Source organism: Catenulispora sp. EB89 (assembly GCF_041261445.1).
In the GTDB taxonomy this organism is placed as follows: domain Bacteria; phylum Actinomycetota; class Actinomycetes; order Streptomycetales; family Catenulisporaceae; genus Catenulispora.
The window spans coordinates 313,401-328,186 of the sequence record NZ_JBGCCU010000003.1 but is presented as its reverse complement, the minus strand read 5'-3'; the positions used below and the strand labels follow the sequence as shown (position 1 = coordinate 328,186).

Sequence of the window (14,786 nt, the reverse complement as noted above, 5' to 3'; positions counted from 1 at the left end):
ACCAATGGGAAAGTGCAAGCATCCGTCGCACCTCGCTCATCTCCATCCGACAGAGCTCGAAGGTGAGAGGATCACCATGCGCATACGCATCTCGGCCGCCCAGGCCGCAGGCACTGTTCTCGTCCCGCTGCTGGCGCTCGGCGCCACGGCCTGCTCCAGCTCCGCCTCCGGCAGCGGCACGTCCTCGACCGGCGGCGCGCAGCCGGCCGCGGTGGCCGGCCCCGGATCCGGCACCGGCAAGACCCTGACCGTCTGGTACATGGACGGCGACCTGTCCACCGAGGCCCAGAAGGCGATCGACGACAAGTTCACCGCCGCCACCGGCGCCCAGGTGAAGGTCGAGATCCAGCAGTGGGACGGCATCAACACCAAGATCGCCACCGCACTCGCCCAGGACAACCCTCCGGACGTGATCGAGATCGGCAACACCGACGTCCCACTGTTCGCGGCGAGCTCCGGCCTCACCGACATCACCTCCGCACTCCCGCAGCTGCAGAACGGCCAGCACTGGCTGCCCGGCCTGGAGGGCCCCGCGACCGTCGACGGCAAGAGCTACGGCGCACCGCTGTTCGCGGGCAACCGCGCGGTGATCTACAACAAGAAGATCTGGGCCGCGGCAGGCATCACCACAGCCCCGACCACCTTCACGCAGCTGACCTCGGACCTGGACGCCATCAAAGCGAAGAACCCGGCCCCGGACTTCTCAGCGTTCTACTTCCCCGGCCGCTACTGGTACGGCGCGCTCCAGTTCGTCTGGGACGCCGGCGGCCAACTCGCCACGGAATCCGGCGGCAAATGGTCCGGCGCCCTGGAGTCGCCGCAAGCGCAGCAGGGCCTGGCGGCCTGGAAGAGCTTCGTCGGCAAGTACTCCTCAACGGCCTCCCAGGACGTGGACACCACCGCGCCGGACTTCAACACCCTGTTCGCGCAGGGCAAGACCGCGACCATCCTGAACTCGACCATCAACCGGGTCCTGAAGGTCGACCCGTCCCTGCAGAACGACATCGGCACCTTCCCCTTCCCCAGCGCCACCGACGGCAAGACCCAACCGGTCTTCCTCGGCGGCTCCGACCTCGCGATCGCGGCCAAGAGCAAGAACCAGGCCCTGGCCCTGGCGTACCTGAAGGCCGCGACGGACCCGAGCGTGCAGGCCTCGGCCATCGTCGGCATCGACCACTGGATCCCCGCCTCCACCGAGGTGATCGACCAGACCATCAACACCCTGCCGGACACCTCAAAAGCCTTCTTCACGGCAGCCAAGACCTCGGTGGCAACCCCAGCGGTGGCCGGCTGGGCCACGGTGGAGTCGGACAAGTCCATCAACGACTTCTTCGCCGACATCGCCACCGGCCGCAAATCACCGGCGGACGCCGCCAAGACCCTGGACGCGCACCTCAGCCAGGCGCTGAACGCGCCCGCGCAATGAGGCTGCGCACCGCTGCGGGGGCGCCGGCCGGGTACGACGTACCGGCCGCGCCGCTCGCGCCGACTTTGCTTGCACCGGCCGCGCCGCTTGCGCCGACTGTGCTCGCGCAGGCCGCGCCGCTTGCACCGGCCGCGCCGCTTGCGCCGACTGTGCTCGCGCAGGCCGCGCCGCTCGCACCGGCCGCGCCGCTCGCGCTAGGCAGGATCGCCAAGCCAGTCGCGCCTGCCGCGCCCGCAATGTGGGTCGCGCCGGCAGTGCCGCTTGAGCAGGCTTGGCTGGCAGTGCAGTCTGCGCCGGTCACCGTACCGGCAGCGCTGCCGGCGCCTGCCGCGCCGGCAATGTGGGTCGCGCCGGCAGTGCTGTTTGAGCAGGCTTGGCCGGCAGTTCAGCCTGCGCCTGCCGCGCCCGAATTGCAGACCGCGCTGGCATCGCCGATCGCACATATCGCGCCTGCCACGGTGCCGCCCGAGCAAGATGCACCGGTTGCGCTGGCCGAACCCGCAATGCGGACCGCGCTCGCAGCAACCGCGCCGCCCGCAGCCGCCGCACCTACCGAATCGGTCGCGCCATCTGAATTGGCCGAGCTTGCCGGACTGGCTCGGTTTGTTGCGCTGCCACTCCCGCCCGACCGTCGCAAAGGAACCCACCCGTGAACGCCCCGCCCACCCCCGCGCTCCGGCGCCGGGGCGCGCCGCCGAGCAGGCCCGCCGCCCCTGCCGACCCGGGCTCGGGGGCGGCGCCCCGTCCGCGTCGTCGCCGTCAGCTCCAGCCCTACGTGCTGCTCGTGCCTGCCCTCGTGCTGCTCGGCGCGGTTGTCGGGTATCCGCTCGTGCGGCTCGGTGTCATCTCCACTCAGGGCTTCGGCCTTCGTACCCTGATCACCGGGCGGGCCACCTCCGTCGGCGGCGCCAACTACACCGCGATCCTGCACGACTCGCAGCTCGTTCCCGTCCTCGTGCGGACCGTCGTCTTTGCCGCGACGCTCGTCGCCGGGACCGTCGTCATCGGCTTCGGGGCGGCGCTCATGCTGGTCGCGGTCGGGCGGCGGCTGCGGGTGGCGATGATGCTCGCGCTGCTCGGCGCCTGGGCCATGCCGACGGTCGCTTCGACGCTCGTCTGGCAGTGGCTCTTCCAGCCCACCTATGGTGTCGTCAACTGGCTGCTGACCCAGCTGCACGTCTTCGGCGACCTGCGGCAGCACGACTTCCTCGCCGGTACCACCTCCGGCTTCGTCGTGGTGTGGCTGCTCGTGGTCTGGATCTCCGTGCCCTTCGTCGCGCTGACCCTCTATGCCGGCCTGAGCCAGATCCCCGGCGACTACTACGAGGCCGCCGCGATCGACGGCGCCGGGTACGTGCGGCGGCTGCGCACCGTCACGCTGCCGTTCCTGCGGCCGGTGCTCCTGTTGGTCACCGTGCTGTCGGTGATCTGGGACTTCAACGTCTTCAACCAGATCTGGATCCTCACCAAGGGCGGCCCCGACGGCGCCACCACCACCATCGCGATCTGGTCGTTCACCAAGGCGTTCGCCTCCCAGTCCTACGGACAGGGCGCGGCCATCGCCGTCTTCTCGGTGGTGCTGCTGGCCGTGCTGGTCGGCTGGTGGGTCCGGCGCCTGGTCCTGTCCGGGGAGGAATCGTGAGGGAGCAGTCATGAGGGAGCAGTCATGAGAGCATCGCCGCGTAACAGGGTCCTGCTGAACGTCGCGGGCTGGGCCTTCGTCCTGGTCTGGGCCTTCCCGCTCTACTGGATGGTCAACACCGCCTTCAAGCCGCAGCACGACATCCTTACCTCCACCCCCAAGTTCCTCCCGTTCCCGCTGACCCTGGCCAACTTCGCCGACGCCGTCGGCAAGCCGCACTTCGGCTCCTACGTCGTCAACAGCCTCATCGTCACGCTGTCCGTGGTGGTCGTCGCGACCGTCGTCGGCTTCCTGGCCGCCCTGGCGCTGGCCCGCTTCCGCTTCGTGGGCCGCCGCGCGCTGCTCGTCACGATCTTCGGCATCCAGATGATCCCGGCCCCCGCGCTGGTGATCCCGATGTTCCTGACGATGAAGAACCTGCACCTGCTCAACAACCTGCTGTCCCTCGGCCTGACCTACACCGCGTTCGTCGTCCCGCTCACCATCTGGATCCTGCGCGGCTTCGCGCAGGGCATCCCGGTCGAGCTGGAGGAGGCCGCCAAGCTCGACGGCGCCAGCCCCGGCCAGGTCATCCGGCACGTCATGCTCCCGCTGCTGGCCCCCGGCATCATCGCCACCTCGATCTTCGCCTTCATCACGGCCTGGAACGACTACATCTACGCCTACGTGATGATGAAGGACGACGCCCACTACACGCTTCCGGTCTGGCTGGCCACCTTCTCCACCAACACCGGCACCGACTACGCGGGCCTCATCGCCGGCTCGACGCTGTTCGCCGTCCCCGCCGTCGTCTTCTTCCTGATCGCGCAGACCCGGCTCACCGCCGGCATGACCGCCGGCGCCGTCAAGGGCTGAGTCGGACTGAGCCGTACTTAACCGGGCCGATCCATGCCGATCCGGGCCGAACTGAAAGGCTTTTCGTGATAATCCCCCGTCCCGCCGAGTACACCCCGCACTCCGGCGAGTTCGTCCTGGGACCCGCTCTGAACCTGGCCGCCGATCCCGGTGCCGAACGCGCCGCGGACCTGCTGGCCTCCTACCTCGGCGACCGCCCGCGCACCGAACAGGGCCCGGCCGTCGAACTCCGCCTCGACCCCGGCGCCCACGACCACCCGCAGGGCTACGACCTGCGCATCGACCCGGACCGCGTGCGGCTTGCGGCGGCCGGCGAAGCAGGGCTCTTCAACGGCGTGCAGACCTTGCGACAACTGCTTCCCGTGATGACCGCGACCGCGTCCGCGGCGCCCCAGCGCTGGCCCGCCTGCCACATCCGCGACGCGCCCCGCCTCCCCTGGCGCGGCGTCATGCTCGACGTGGCCCGCCACTTCATGCCCGTCGACTTCCTGCACCGCTTCGTCGACGAGATCGCGCTGCACAAACTCAACGTCCTGCATCTCCACCTCACCGACGACCAGGGCTGGCGCATCGAGATCGACGGCCTGCCGCTGCTCACCGAGATCGGCTCGACCCGCGCCGAGTCGATGGTCGGCCGCGCCGGATCCACCGTCTTCGACGGCGTCCCACATTCCGGCCACTACACGCGCCGCGAACTCGCGGCGCTCGTCGAGCACGCCGCCGCCCGCGGCGTGACGATCGTCCCCGAGATCGGCATGCCCAGCCACACCCGCGCCGCGATCGCCGCCTACCCGGCGCTCGGCAACCACCCGGACGTCCGGCTCCCGGTGTGGACGTCCTGGGGCATCAGCGAGGACATCCTCGCCGTCCACGACGAAGCCCTCGACTTCTGCCGCCACGTGCTCTCCGACGTGATGACGCTCTTCCCGTCCCGCGCCGTCCACATCGGCGGCGACGAGTGCCGTACCGGGCAGTGGCAGGAGAACCCCGACGCGCGCGGCCGGGCCGCCAGCCTCGGCCTGCCGGACGTCTCCGGCCTGCTCGGCTGGTTCCTCAGCCAGATGCACACCTTCCTGGCCGAGCACGGCCGCCGCGCCGTGTGCTGGAACGACGGCGTCGGCGTCGACAACCTCGACCTCGGCGTGGTCGCGACCGCCTGGCTGAAACCGGAGCACGCCGCCGAGGCGATCGCCCGCGGCCACCAGGTGATCATGGCCCCGCACGAGCAGACCTACCTGGACTACCGCCAGACCGGCCACCCCGACGAGCCGCCCTCGGCGGACGACCGCGTCCTGACCCTGGCCGACGCCTACTCCTTCGACCCGCTGCCGACCGGCCTGACCGCGGTCGGAGCCGCCGCCCTGGACGACGGCTCCGGCGGGCCCGGCGTGCTGGGCACCCAGGCCCAGCTGTGGACGGAGTCCGCACCGACGACCGAGGTCGTCAGGCATCTGCTGTACCCGCGGCTGTGCGCGTTGGCCGAAGGGGCGTGGAGCGACGAACGCCGTGATCCGGCGGACTTCGCCCGGCGGCTCCAGCCCCACCTGGAACGGCTGGCAGCGCTCGGGGCGTTGCCAGCCGCTCGTCCGGCCGGCTGGGAAGGCGCTCAGTACACGCAGGGGATGCCGTTCTGAGAGTTGGCGTCGACCGGCGGGCCGCTGTCGAGCCCGCCGCCCGACGTGCTCGCACTGGTGGAGCCGCTCGTCGGAGTGCCTGTCGAACCGCCGGTGGAACCGGTTGAGGAGCTGCCGGTCGGCGTGCTCGCGCTGAGCGTGGACTGCTTGAAGTCGCTGCCCACGACGACGGTGATGCCGTTCGCCGGCAGCGAACTGCTGGCGACCGGCACCGTCCCGGCGGCCATCGCGGTGGCGATCTTCTGTGCCTCGTCCTTCGCGCCGCTGCCGTACTGGATGACGCTGCGCCGGACGTTGTCGTGGTTGCCGGTCTTGGTGACCGGGACCCCGGTCTTGTCCATGATGAACGAGGACACCTTCAACGCCAGGCCGTTGCTGGGGGTCCCGTTCAGCACGGTGATGGCGTCCTTCGGCGGCGCCGGGGTCGTCGGGGCCGAGGCGGACGTCGGGGTCGTCGGCGCCGACGAGCCCGACGACGCGGTGGTCGGCGGCGGCGCGACCGCCGCGTCGTTGTCGAAGGTCGAGGTGAACTCCTGCTTGATCGCGGCCGGATCGACCGTCACCGCGTCCTCGCCCTTGACCGTGATCGGCGCGCCGGTCGGCAGCGTGATGAACTCGGCGTTGCCGCCGGTCAGGTTGGACGCGCTGGCGGCGAAGTCGAGGACGTTCCAGTTGTCGTTCTTGTCGATGACGATGTCGTTCGCGACGACCTTCATCAGCGAGTCCATCTTGCCCAGGTCCCCGAACAGGCCCTCGCTGCGCAGCTTGGACATCACCGAGGACAGGAACGCCTGTTGCCGGTGCGTGCGGTCCAGGTCGCCGTTGAGCAGGTGGAACCGCTGGCGCACGAACTGCAGCGCGGTCGCCGCGTCGAGCGTGGAGATGCCGGCGTGCAGATTCAGGCCGGTGCCGGCGCCGTCCTCGATCGGGTCGTAGGCCGGGGCCTTCAGGCAGACCTGGATGTTCCCGATCGCCTTCACGATGTCGTAGAAGCCCAGCAGGTTCACCTCGGCGAGGTGGTCGACGTGCTGGCCGGTCAGCTTCTGCACGGCGGCGATCGTCGCCTCCCGCCCGACTTCCCGGCTCTTCGCCTCCACGTCGGCCTTGTTCTTGTTCCCGGCCGCGACCAGCTTGGTCTCGGCGTAGGACTTGGCGTCGCCGTAGGCCTCCTTGATCTTGCCCTTGCCGTCGTCCGGGAAGCTCGGCACCAACGACACCGTGGACGAACCTCCCGGCCGGTCGACGTCGCTGTCGCGCGGGATCGAGTACGCCGTGACCTTGCCGCCGTTGGCCGGGATGTGCATGAAGATCAGGACGTTCGTGTTGTAGCCGCCCTTCTCCGAGGACCCGGCGTGCAGCTCGTCCTCGACCAGGGAGGTCGGCAGGTCGTTGCCGTTCATGTCCTTGCGCGAGTCCAGGCCGATGAGCAGCAGGTTGATGTCGTTGCCGAGGTGTTTGGGGACGTAGCCGCCCTCGCCGGGCTTGGCCGCGTTGGTCGCGTCGGACGTGTGGAGCTTGTCGTTCAGGCTGCTGTTGACATACCAGACCGAGCCGGTCGCGACGACGACGGCCGCGCTGAGCGTGCAGGCCAGCGCCCGGCCGGCGATCACCCCCGCGGGTGGACGTTCCTTGCCGGAACGGGGGCGGCTCTGCCGGCGCCGGCCATGCCCCGGTTCAGGTGCCCGGCGTCCTTGGTGTACCTCGTTCTCGCCGTACTCGTGGTGCTTGTGGTGCTCGTGATGCTGGTCGTACGCGCTGTGGTCGTCGTATCCGTCGTATCCGTCGTACCCGTCGTGCTCGTCCGGCTGCCAGTGATCGGACATGCCGCACCCCCACTTCCCGTTCCCGTAAAGCTGACGCCCCCCGAACACCCCGATCTCAGCGATCTGATGGCCCGGGGCGGCGACAGCTTGGTCACGGCCGCGCTACAACGACGAGGTCGTCAGCTGCGCGTGAAGGCGGAGGCGTGGTCGGCGGCCCAGGCCGCGAACGTCCTCGGCGCGGTACCCGTGACGTCGGCGACCGTGCTGCGCACCGGCGACTCGTCCAGCTTCCCGTCGGCGTAGAAGTCCAGGAAGGCGTCGATGTACCGCTGCGGCGTCCCGTCGGCGGTCATGGATTCGCGTGCCTGCTCGTCGGTGAGTCCCACGAAGTCCAGCGTCCGTCCCAGGACCTCGGCGACGATCGCGACCTGCTCGCGGGGGAGCAGCGCCTCGGGGCCGGTGGGCAGCAGCACTTCGCCGGCGTACCGGTCCGGATCGGCGAACACCGCGGCGATCACGGCGGCCAGGTCCGCCGGGTGCAGGCAGGCGGTGGCCACGTTCGGGAACGGCAGCGTCACGGTGTCGCCGTCGCGCACCTGACCGGCCCACCGCAGCGCGTTGGTCATGAACGCCGAGGGCCGCACCACGGTGTACGGCAGCTTCGACTCCGCCGCGGCCTGCTCGCTGCGCACCATGTACTCGGTGACGGCGTTGGTCATGTCGCCGCTCCCGGCCGACACCCCCGACAACTGCACGACGTGACCGATCCCGGCGTCACGCGCCGCCGCGTACAGCCCCGGCATGTCGGCGTAGCCGGGCAGCAGGAACAGCGCCTCCGCGCCGGCCAGGGCGGACGCCATCGTCGCGAGGTCGTCGAGGTCGGCGACCGCGGTCTGGACGCCGTCGCCGGCGAGCCGCGCCGCGTCCGCCTCGGCACGGACCACGGCCCGCACCGGCATGTTCCTGGCGACCAGGGCCGACACCAAAGACCCGCCGACGTTGCCCGTCGCCCCGGTGACCACAGTCAGAGCGCTCATCGCTTCCGCCTCCCAGTTGATCTTCTCGAAGATTTCAGGCTACTGAGTATCAAGAAGTCGGCGGTCTATGTCGGCGGAACGCTGCCCGGGTGTCGGCCGTTCCACCATCGTGAACGACAACGGGGACGGCATTTACCTCCACGGCTTCGGCCGCGACGGTGGGTCGACGGGCCAGACCGGGCCCTACCCGCCAGACCAGACCGCGGGGATCGAGGAGGGTCACAAGGCCCTAAAACGCCTCGGCGCGCGCTACGTCATCCGAGTGCGGGCCGCGACCGCCGCAGCGGCCGCTGAACAGGCCGTACAAACCTTTCAGGACACTGACACGCCGCCCGAACCGCAGTCGCTCTCCGACCGCATCGGCCGCGTCGTGGCCAGGGTCGCCATCAAACTGACCAAGCCCTGACCGGCCCGGCCGTATCGCCTGCGCAACCAGCGGCGGCCGGGGAGCTGCCCAGCCGGTCCGGCGTCAATCGCGCCGAACCACCGCACAGCCGATCCCCGGCCGCCGCCGCAGTGCTCTGATCCTCAGTCAGCAGCGAGCTGCCTCAGCAGGTGAGGTTCCCGCCCGGCGAAACACCGAGAACCCCGGCGATCGACTCGTAGTCGTTCACCCGGTCCTGCATCTCGCCGGTGTTGCCGCCGTTGCACTCGATGTCGTTGATGGCGCGGATGGTGGCGCCGAACCCGTTGCCGTTGACCATCGCGTCGTGAGAGGTCACGGAGCCGTTGCCGGTCCCGGTGAACCAGTACCACAGCGCGGTCTTCCACGAGGTGGCCGAGTCGGTCGCGACCAGGTTCGGGTTGTCGAGCAGGTCGATGCCGAGAGCGTTTCCGGCCGCGTAGTAGTTGAAGTTCCAGCTGATCTGCAGCGGGCCGCGGCCGTAGTACTGGTAGGTGCCGGCCGGGCAGCCGTAGGACTCGCTGGCGCAGTAGTTCCCGGTCTGGTCGATCTCCGAGATGTATACCAGGCCGCCGGTCTCGTGGTCGACGTTGGCCAGGAACGCCGCCGCCTCCTGCTGCTGCGTCGCGGTGCTGCCGGTGGTCGCGAACGCGGGGTAGGCGCTCAGCGCGGCGACGAGTCCGTCGTACGTGTAGAAGGAGTTCCGGTTCGGGAAGATCTGGTTGAACTGCGCCTGGCTGACCACGAAGCCGCCACCGCCGCCACCACCCCCACCGCCACCGCCACCGCCGGAGCAGGTGTACGGCGACCAGTACCAGGTGCTGATGGTCGGGTCATAGCCGGGGTTGTCGTGGGTGGCTATGTAGAGCCCGCCGTTGGCCGTGTACGTGACGATGGCGCCGGTGCTGTAGTTCTGGCCGGCGACCCAGGCCGGGTAGCTGCAACTGCCGCCGCCACCCCCGCCTCCGCCCCCGCCGGAACACGCGCCCTGATCGGCCCACACGTTCTGGCCGTTGTTGCCGGGGATATCACCCTGGGTCCACCACTTGGCAGACCAGTTGTCGCCGTTGTAGGAAGCGGTCTGTCCGTTGGTGTACACGGCGGTCGAGCTCCACGGCGCGGCGCAGGCCGCCGCCGCGTGCGCCGGCGCCTGGGGGAAGGCGACCAGCGTCAGCCCGAGCACACTGGCCAGTGCGACCAGCAGCGCGAGCAACCGGGAGCGCCCCGGTGCGTGAGTATGGGTCATGTGCCACTCCGTTGTGTTGTGGGGGACATCGAGTGGTTCCCTTAGGAGCAAACAGAATTGGTCCAGACCAGTCAAGGGTTTGGGCCGGAATTGGTCCAGACCGGTTCGAGCGACCCTTACTCAAAATGCGCGAGCCTTGACATAGTCGGTGGCGGTAGCCTGCCTCGAGAGTGCCGCCGCCACAGCAGCAGTAAGGCGAAGCGTATGAACCGCATCATGGCGCCATTGGTCCTGGTCATGTCATCAGCTGTGCTCGTTGCTTGTTCTTCCTCGACGTCGCATCCGGCTCCGCGGCCGACGTCGACGACGCCCGCTTCCACCACCTCGTCGGCGTCTTCTTCGTCGTCTCCTTCCTCGCCCTCTTCGGCGTCTACGACACAGCCCCCTGCGACGGGTACGAAGGCGCTCGTGCTGGGCCTGCCCGATCTGCCGTACGGCTGGGCGGTTTCGGTGCTGTCCGCGAACAGTTCGGTGTCGTCGCCGTGCGCGGCGCTCACCTCGGACGCGAGCAAACAGCTGTCGGCGCAGGCCGAATCCGACTTCCAGCAGTCCGAAGACGGCCCGTTCCTCCAGGAGATCCTCGCCACCGGCCCGGAGCCGCAGGTGCACACCGTCTGGGCGTCGATCCAGCAGGCGGCGGCCAAGTGCGCCACGCCGGACGCCAACGGGGAGTCGACCACGCTGTCCACCACGCAGTTCCCGTCCTACGGCGACGAGAGCTACGCGTTGCAGTTGAAGGCCGTCAGGGCGGGGGTGACCTACACCGGCGACGTCGTCGTCGTCCGCAAGGGGCAGACCTTCGTCGAGGTGGCCGTGTTCGGCGTTCCGGGCATCTCGCCGGTGTCGGCGCCGCTGGTCCAGCAGATCGTCGGCAAGGCCGTGGGCAAACTCCCGTAACGGGTCTCCAGTTCCTTTAGGTGCTGCATCGGTGCTACGGTGATCTCCAGTGTTAACGGGACTATAGCCCCGTTAGCGATCTGGAGGTGAGACCCATGGAATACCGACGGCTGGGCGAATCAGGGCTCGTCGTCCCCGCCCTGAGCTTCGGCGCGGGGACGTTCGGCGGCAAGGGCGCGCTGTTCAGCGCGTGGGGTGACACGGACGCCCGCGAGGCGCGGCGGCTGATCGACATCAGCCTCGACGCCGGCGTGACGATGTTCGACACCGCCGACGTCTACTCCGACGGCGCCTCCGAGGAAGTGCTCGGCGCGGCCGTCAAGGGCCGGCGCGACCAGGTCCTGCTGTCGACCAAGGCCGGCCTGCCGGTCGGCGACGGACCGCAGGACGCCGGCACCTCCCGCTCGCGCCTGGTCAAGGCCACCGAGGACGCGCTCCGCCGACTCGGCACCGACTACCTCGACCTGTTCCAGCTGCACGCCTTCGACGCCCGCACACCGGTCGAGGAGACCATCTCAGCCCTCGACGACCTGGTCCGCGCAGGCAAGATCCGGTACCTCGGCGCGTCCAACTTCTCCGGCTGGCAGCTGATGAAATCCCTGGCCGCGTCGGACCGTCTGCACGCCTCGCGCTACGTGGCCCACCAGGTCTACTACTCGCTCGTCGGCCGCGACTACGAATGGGAGCTGATGCCGCTGGCCGCCGACCAGGGCGTCGGCGCACTGGTCTGGAGCCCCCTCGGCTGGGGCCGCCTCACCGGCAGGATCCGGCGCGGACAACCGCTCCCGGCCGGCAGCCGCCTGCACCAGACCGCCGACTTCGGCCCGCCGGTCGACGACGAGCAGCTGTACGACGTCGTCGACGTCCTGGAACAGCTGGCCGAGGAGACCGGCGCCGCCGTCCCGCAGATCGCGATCAACTGGCTGCTCCGCCGCCCCACGGTCGCCTCCGTCATCGTCGGCGCGCGCACCGAGGAGCAACTTCGCCAGAACCTCGGCGCCGTCGGCTGGGAACTCACGCCGGAGCAGGTGGCGCGCCTGGACGCCGCGAGCGGGAAGGCGGCGCCGTATCCGTACTTCCCTTACGAGCGGCAGGAGGCGTTCGCGCGATTGAACCCGCCGCTCGTCGGGACCCGGCGATAACGCCCCGGCCGATCATCGCGATCGAACCGCTTCCGATCGCCGTGCAACCTCCTGCCACACTCCTTCCGTCCTAGGCGGGACATGGGAGGGGAGGGTGCTGGATGCGCCTTAGAGATGAGGCAGAGTTCAAGGAGTACGTCGCCGCGCAATCGTTCGCGCTGCGCCGCACCGCCTATCTGATGTGCGGGGACTGGCATCAGGCCGAAGACCTCGTGCAGACCGCCCTGCTGCGGCTTTACCGGTCGTGGTCGAAGGTGCAGCGCAGCGACAGCCGCGACGCGTACGTCCGCCAGGTCCTGGTCCGCTGCCTGATCGACGAGCGGCGGCGGAGCTGGCGCCGCGAGCGGCCGTTCGCCGAGCTGCCGGAGGCAGGCCTGCACGTGCGGGACAAGGACGGCGCGGGCGGCGCGGACGGGAGCTCCGGCTCCGGCTTCGAGATCCGCCTCGGGACCCGCGACGAGATCTTCGCCGCGCTCGCGAAGGTGCCGGCGCGCCAGCGCGCGACGCTGGTGCTGCGTTTCTGGGAGGACATGTCCGTCGAGCAGGCGGCGCATGTGCTGGGCTGCTCGGTCGGCACCGTGAAGTCCCAGACCGCGCGCGGCCTGTCCGCCCTGCGCGTGCTGCTCCAGCCGATCGCAGAACCCTCCATCAGCCGGACCGAGAAGGAGTGGGATCGATGACCGACAACCAGTACCGCGACGACCGGGTCCACGACCTGTTCGCGCAACTCGCCGAGGACCCGGCCCCGCCGCTGGGCTTCACCGCCGACGGCATCGCCGACGTCGGCCGCCGCGGGGCCCGCACCCGCCGGATCGCCGCCGTCAGCGGCGCCACCGCCAGCGTCGCCGCGATCGCCATCGCGGTCGCCGCGCTGCCGGGAGCCGTGGGCTCGGGCCGGGGCGGGGCGAGCGGGTCCGCGAAGATCAGCGCCGTCGCCACCTCTTCCTCGCCGGCCGCACCGGATCCGGTCTGTGCGGCGGACGTGGCCAAGGCCTTCGTGCAGGTCCCCAACGATGCGGGAAACGAGGCACGGAAGCGTCTGACGCTCCAGACGTGCCCAATGCTGCGGGCGATCGGTACGGTTCTCGACCCGTCGGGCAAGCACCTGGTGGAGGCAAACGGCGGCGGACTCGCGGAGCGGCCGGACATCACGTCGGCCGGGGTGGAGAGCAACGGCAAGAAGCTCGGCCCGGTCGCCAACCTCTGCTACAACAACGAGGGCCTCGCCTCCACCAGGAACCAGGCCATGTGCGCCGAGCTTCCCGAGGTCGCCATCGAGGTCACCTTCTCCTACCCCGGCGAACCGGACCCGTCCCCGCAGACCGGCGACCTGACGCTGGCCAACCGCGGGCCCGGTGTCGGCGGCGGATCGACCCCCTGGATCGAGAAGAGCACCACGACCTTGAAGGACGGCTCCACGCTGACCCTCAGCGAGGTGCAGAACGGAGATCGGGTGGCGCTCAAGGCCAGGCGCGTGCTGGCCTCGGGCTCGGCGCTGACGATCGTCGCCTGGGACGGCTACGACAGCACGTCCGCGATCGAGCAGCCGGGGTCGGTCTACAACCCGTTCCCGTTCACGCTGGAGCAGATGGCCGCGGCGGCGAGTGTGAAGGAATACGTGCCGCTCAAGCCGTGAGGTCCGGGCCGGGAGCGCTGAACGGCAGCACCCGGAATCGGCGGCGACTCGACTGCTGCCGACATGGGTTCGCGGGACGTTGTGAACGGCGGACAGCGAAAAGCGCGGTGGCGCCCTCGGAACCTGGAGGGCGCCACCGCCGATTGCTCCCCGGCTGCTCGTCTGCGTCAGCCGGACAGCGGCATCGTCATCTGCGGCGACACCGGCGACGCGTCCTGGTGCAGCTTGCTGACCGCGGTCCCCATCGCGAAGAACTCGATGGCGTGCTCGCCCCAGACCCAGTCGTTCTCGTGCACGGTGACCCCGACGATGCCGTCCGCCCCGACCTGGTTCCCCTCGTACTGCATGCGCGACATGGCGATCTCGCGCGCGTCGTAGACCGCCTGCGTGTACGTCCCCAGCTCGGTGTTCTGCCCGGAGGCCTGAAGCGCCTGCCGGAAGGTGAGGTGCGCGACGTGGTAGACGCACGTCCCGAGCACCAGCGCGCGCGGCACCCAGCCGTGCTGCCACAGCGTCCAGAAGTCCTGCCCGGACAGGTGCGACGTGAACGGCCGCCCGGCCGGCGTCCGCAGCCGCATGTCGTTGTTCTCGGCCTTCACCGCCGTCCCGATCGCGACGAACTCCATGATCTCGGCCGAGAACGCGTACCGCCGGGCCCGCACCTCGACCCCGATGATCCCGTCGGCGCCCAGCATGTCGGCCTCGGCCTCCATCCGCGCCATCGCCAACTCCCGAGCGGTGTACATCGCCTGCGTCAACACCGTCAGCTCCTGACTGGTGTTCCACCGCGCCGGCTGGATCCCGATGTGGTAGATGCTGGTCCCCATCACCAGCCCGACCGGCGTGAACCCGGCCTGCGTCGCCAGCACGAACTCGTTCACCGACAAGTCGGACGTGAAGCACGGCCGCCCCTGCTGCGACTGCGCGAGCCGACCCCTCGCCGAGTCCGGAAGCGGCTGCTGTTGCTGGGATATCGGTCCGTTCTGCTGGGCCATGGTTCTCTCCTCCGTGACTCGTCGGGCGGTGGAGCACTGATCGTAGAGCAAATGTCTTAAGTGAAATAATCAGGGCTCTCCAGATTTCTCTGGAAAGCCCTGATCTGTCC

14 protein-coding genes are annotated in these 14,786 nt (G+C 69.7%); 10 read left to right on the top strand and 4 right to left on the bottom strand.

From position 1 onward, the window contains the following. Positions 1–76: 76 nt before the first annotated feature. From ABH920_RS08290 to ABH920_RS08270, 5 genes are all read left to right on the top strand, one after another. Complete coding sequence (locus tag ABH920_RS08290; RefSeq protein ID WP_370348281.1) at positions 77–1,426, top strand: extracellular solute-binding protein; 1,350 nt, start codon at positions 77–79, stop codon at positions 1,424–1,426. After that, positions 1,423–2,079 carry a hypothetical protein gene (locus ABH920_RS08285; protein ID WP_370348280.1) on the top strand — a complete coding sequence of 219 codons (657 nt, stop codon included), beginning with the start codon at positions 1,423–1,425 and terminating at the stop codon, positions 2,077–2,079. The genes ABH920_RS08290 and ABH920_RS08285 overlap by 4 nt, the downstream gene beginning before the upstream one ends. After that, positions 2,076–3,068: a carbohydrate ABC transporter permease gene (locus ABH920_RS08280; RefSeq protein ID WP_370348279.1), complete on the top strand. Its 993-nt coding sequence runs from the start codon at positions 2,076–2,078 to the stop codon at positions 3,066–3,068. Before ABH920_RS08285 ends, ABH920_RS08280 begins: the two co-directional genes overlap by 4 nt. A 24-nt stretch (positions 3,069–3,092) precedes the next feature. Next, positions 3,093–3,923 (top strand): carbohydrate ABC transporter permease, encoded by an 831-nt coding sequence (locus ABH920_RS08275; protein WP_370348278.1) that lies wholly within the window; start codon positions 3,093–3,095, stop codon positions 3,921–3,923. A 65-nt stretch (positions 3,924–3,988) separates the two neighbouring features. Continuing rightward, positions 3,989–5,557, top strand: coding sequence for a beta-N-acetylhexosaminidase (locus ABH920_RS08270; RefSeq protein WP_370348277.1), 1,569 nt, complete (start codon positions 3,989–3,991; stop codon positions 5,555–5,557). Here the strand turns inward: ABH920_RS08270 and ABH920_RS08265 are convergent. Continuing rightward, positions 5,530–7,380 carry an LCP family protein gene (locus ABH920_RS08265; RefSeq protein ID WP_370348276.1) on the bottom strand — a complete coding sequence of 617 codons (1,851 nt, stop codon included), beginning with the start codon at positions 7,378–7,380 and terminating at the stop codon, positions 5,530–5,532. The genes ABH920_RS08270 and ABH920_RS08265 overlap by 28 nt on opposite strands. A gap of 119 nt (positions 7,381–7,499) precedes the next feature. Further along, positions 7,500–8,357 (bottom strand): NmrA family NAD(P)-binding protein, encoded by an 858-nt coding sequence (locus ABH920_RS08260; RefSeq protein WP_370348275.1) that lies wholly within the window; start codon positions 8,355–8,357, stop codon positions 7,500–7,502. A gap of 67 nt (positions 8,358–8,424) precedes the next feature. Here ABH920_RS08260 and ABH920_RS08255 point away from each other — a divergent pair, with 67 nt between their 5' ends. Continuing rightward, positions 8,425–8,763 carry a hypothetical protein gene (locus ABH920_RS08255; RefSeq protein WP_370348274.1) on the top strand — a complete coding sequence of 113 codons (339 nt, stop codon included), beginning with the start codon at positions 8,425–8,427 and terminating at the stop codon, positions 8,761–8,763. A gap of 142 nt (positions 8,764–8,905) precedes the next feature. Here the strand turns inward: ABH920_RS08255 and ABH920_RS08250 are convergent, their stop codons facing one another. Next, on the bottom strand, positions 8,906–10,006 hold the full coding sequence (locus ABH920_RS08250) for a glycoside hydrolase family 19 protein (RefSeq protein WP_370348273.1): 1,101 nt from the start codon (positions 10,004–10,006) through the stop codon (positions 8,906–8,908). A 408-nt stretch (positions 10,007–10,414) separates the two neighbouring features. Here ABH920_RS08250 and ABH920_RS08245 point away from each other — a divergent pair, with 408 nt between their 5' ends. From ABH920_RS08245 to ABH920_RS08230, 4 genes are all read left to right on the top strand, one after another. Then, a complete protein-coding gene (locus ABH920_RS08245) occupies positions 10,415–10,903 on the top strand; it encodes a hypothetical protein (RefSeq protein WP_370348272.1) in 489 nt (162 codons plus the stop codon). 95 nt (positions 10,904–10,998) lie between these two features. Next, positions 10,999–12,045, top strand: coding sequence for an aldo/keto reductase (locus ABH920_RS08240; RefSeq protein ID WP_370348271.1), 1,047 nt, complete (start codon positions 10,999–11,001; stop codon positions 12,043–12,045). Positions 12,046–12,146: 101 nt separating this feature from the next. Further along, complete coding sequence (locus ABH920_RS08235; RefSeq protein WP_370348270.1) at positions 12,147–12,725, top strand: SigE family RNA polymerase sigma factor; 579 nt, start codon at positions 12,147–12,149, stop codon at positions 12,723–12,725. Then, complete coding sequence (locus tag ABH920_RS08230; protein WP_370348269.1) at positions 12,722–13,681, top strand: hypothetical protein; 960 nt, start codon at positions 12,722–12,724, stop codon at positions 13,679–13,681. The genes ABH920_RS08235 and ABH920_RS08230 overlap by 4 nt, the downstream gene beginning before the upstream one ends. Positions 13,682–13,848: 167 nt before the next feature. On the opposite strand, the gene ABH920_RS08225 is transcribed toward ABH920_RS08230, so the two are convergent. Further along, positions 13,849–14,676, bottom strand: coding sequence for a heavy metal-binding domain-containing protein (locus ABH920_RS08225; RefSeq protein ID WP_370348268.1), 828 nt, complete (start codon positions 14,674–14,676; stop codon positions 13,849–13,851). Positions 14,677–14,786 lie beyond the last annotated feature (110 nt).

Excerpts from the sequence above, each read along its gene's own strand:
- ABH920_RS08250 (WP_370348273.1), bottom strand. The coding sequence starts at position 10,006 with ATGACCCATACTCACGCACCGGGGCGCTCCCGGTTGCTCGCGCTGCTG.
- ABH920_RS08240 (WP_370348271.1), top strand. The coding sequence starts at position 10,999 with ATGGAATACCGACGGCTGGGCGAATCAGGGCTCGTCGTCCCCGCCCTG.
- ABH920_RS08265 (WP_370348276.1), bottom strand. The coding sequence starts at position 7,380 with ATGTCCGATCACTGGCAGCCGGACGAGCACGACGGGTACGACGGATAC.
- ABH920_RS08260 (WP_370348275.1), bottom strand. The coding sequence starts at position 8,357 with ATGAGCGCTCTGACTGTGGTCACCGGGGCGACGGGCAACGTCGGCGGG.
- ABH920_RS08275 (WP_370348278.1), top strand. The coding sequence starts at position 3,093 with ATGAGAGCATCGCCGCGTAACAGGGTCCTGCTGAACGTCGCGGGCTGG.
- ABH920_RS08235 (WP_370348270.1), top strand. The coding sequence starts at position 12,147 with ATGCGCCTTAGAGATGAGGCAGAGTTCAAGGAGTACGTCGCCGCGCAA.
- ABH920_RS08285 (WP_370348280.1), top strand. The coding sequence starts at position 1,423 with ATGAGGCTGCGCACCGCTGCGGGGGCGCCGGCCGGGTACGACGTACCG.
- ABH920_RS08255 (WP_370348274.1), top strand. The coding sequence starts at position 8,425 with ATGTCGGCGGAACGCTGCCCGGGTGTCGGCCGTTCCACCATCGTGAAC.
- ABH920_RS08290 (WP_370348281.1), top strand. The coding sequence starts at position 77 with ATGCGCATACGCATCTCGGCCGCCCAGGCCGCAGGCACTGTTCTCGTC.
- ABH920_RS08225 (WP_370348268.1), bottom strand. The coding sequence starts at position 14,676 with ATGGCCCAGCAGAACGGACCGATATCCCAGCAACAGCAGCCGCTTCCG.
- ABH920_RS08230 (WP_370348269.1), top strand. The coding sequence starts at position 12,722 with ATGACCGACAACCAGTACCGCGACGACCGGGTCCACGACCTGTTCGCG.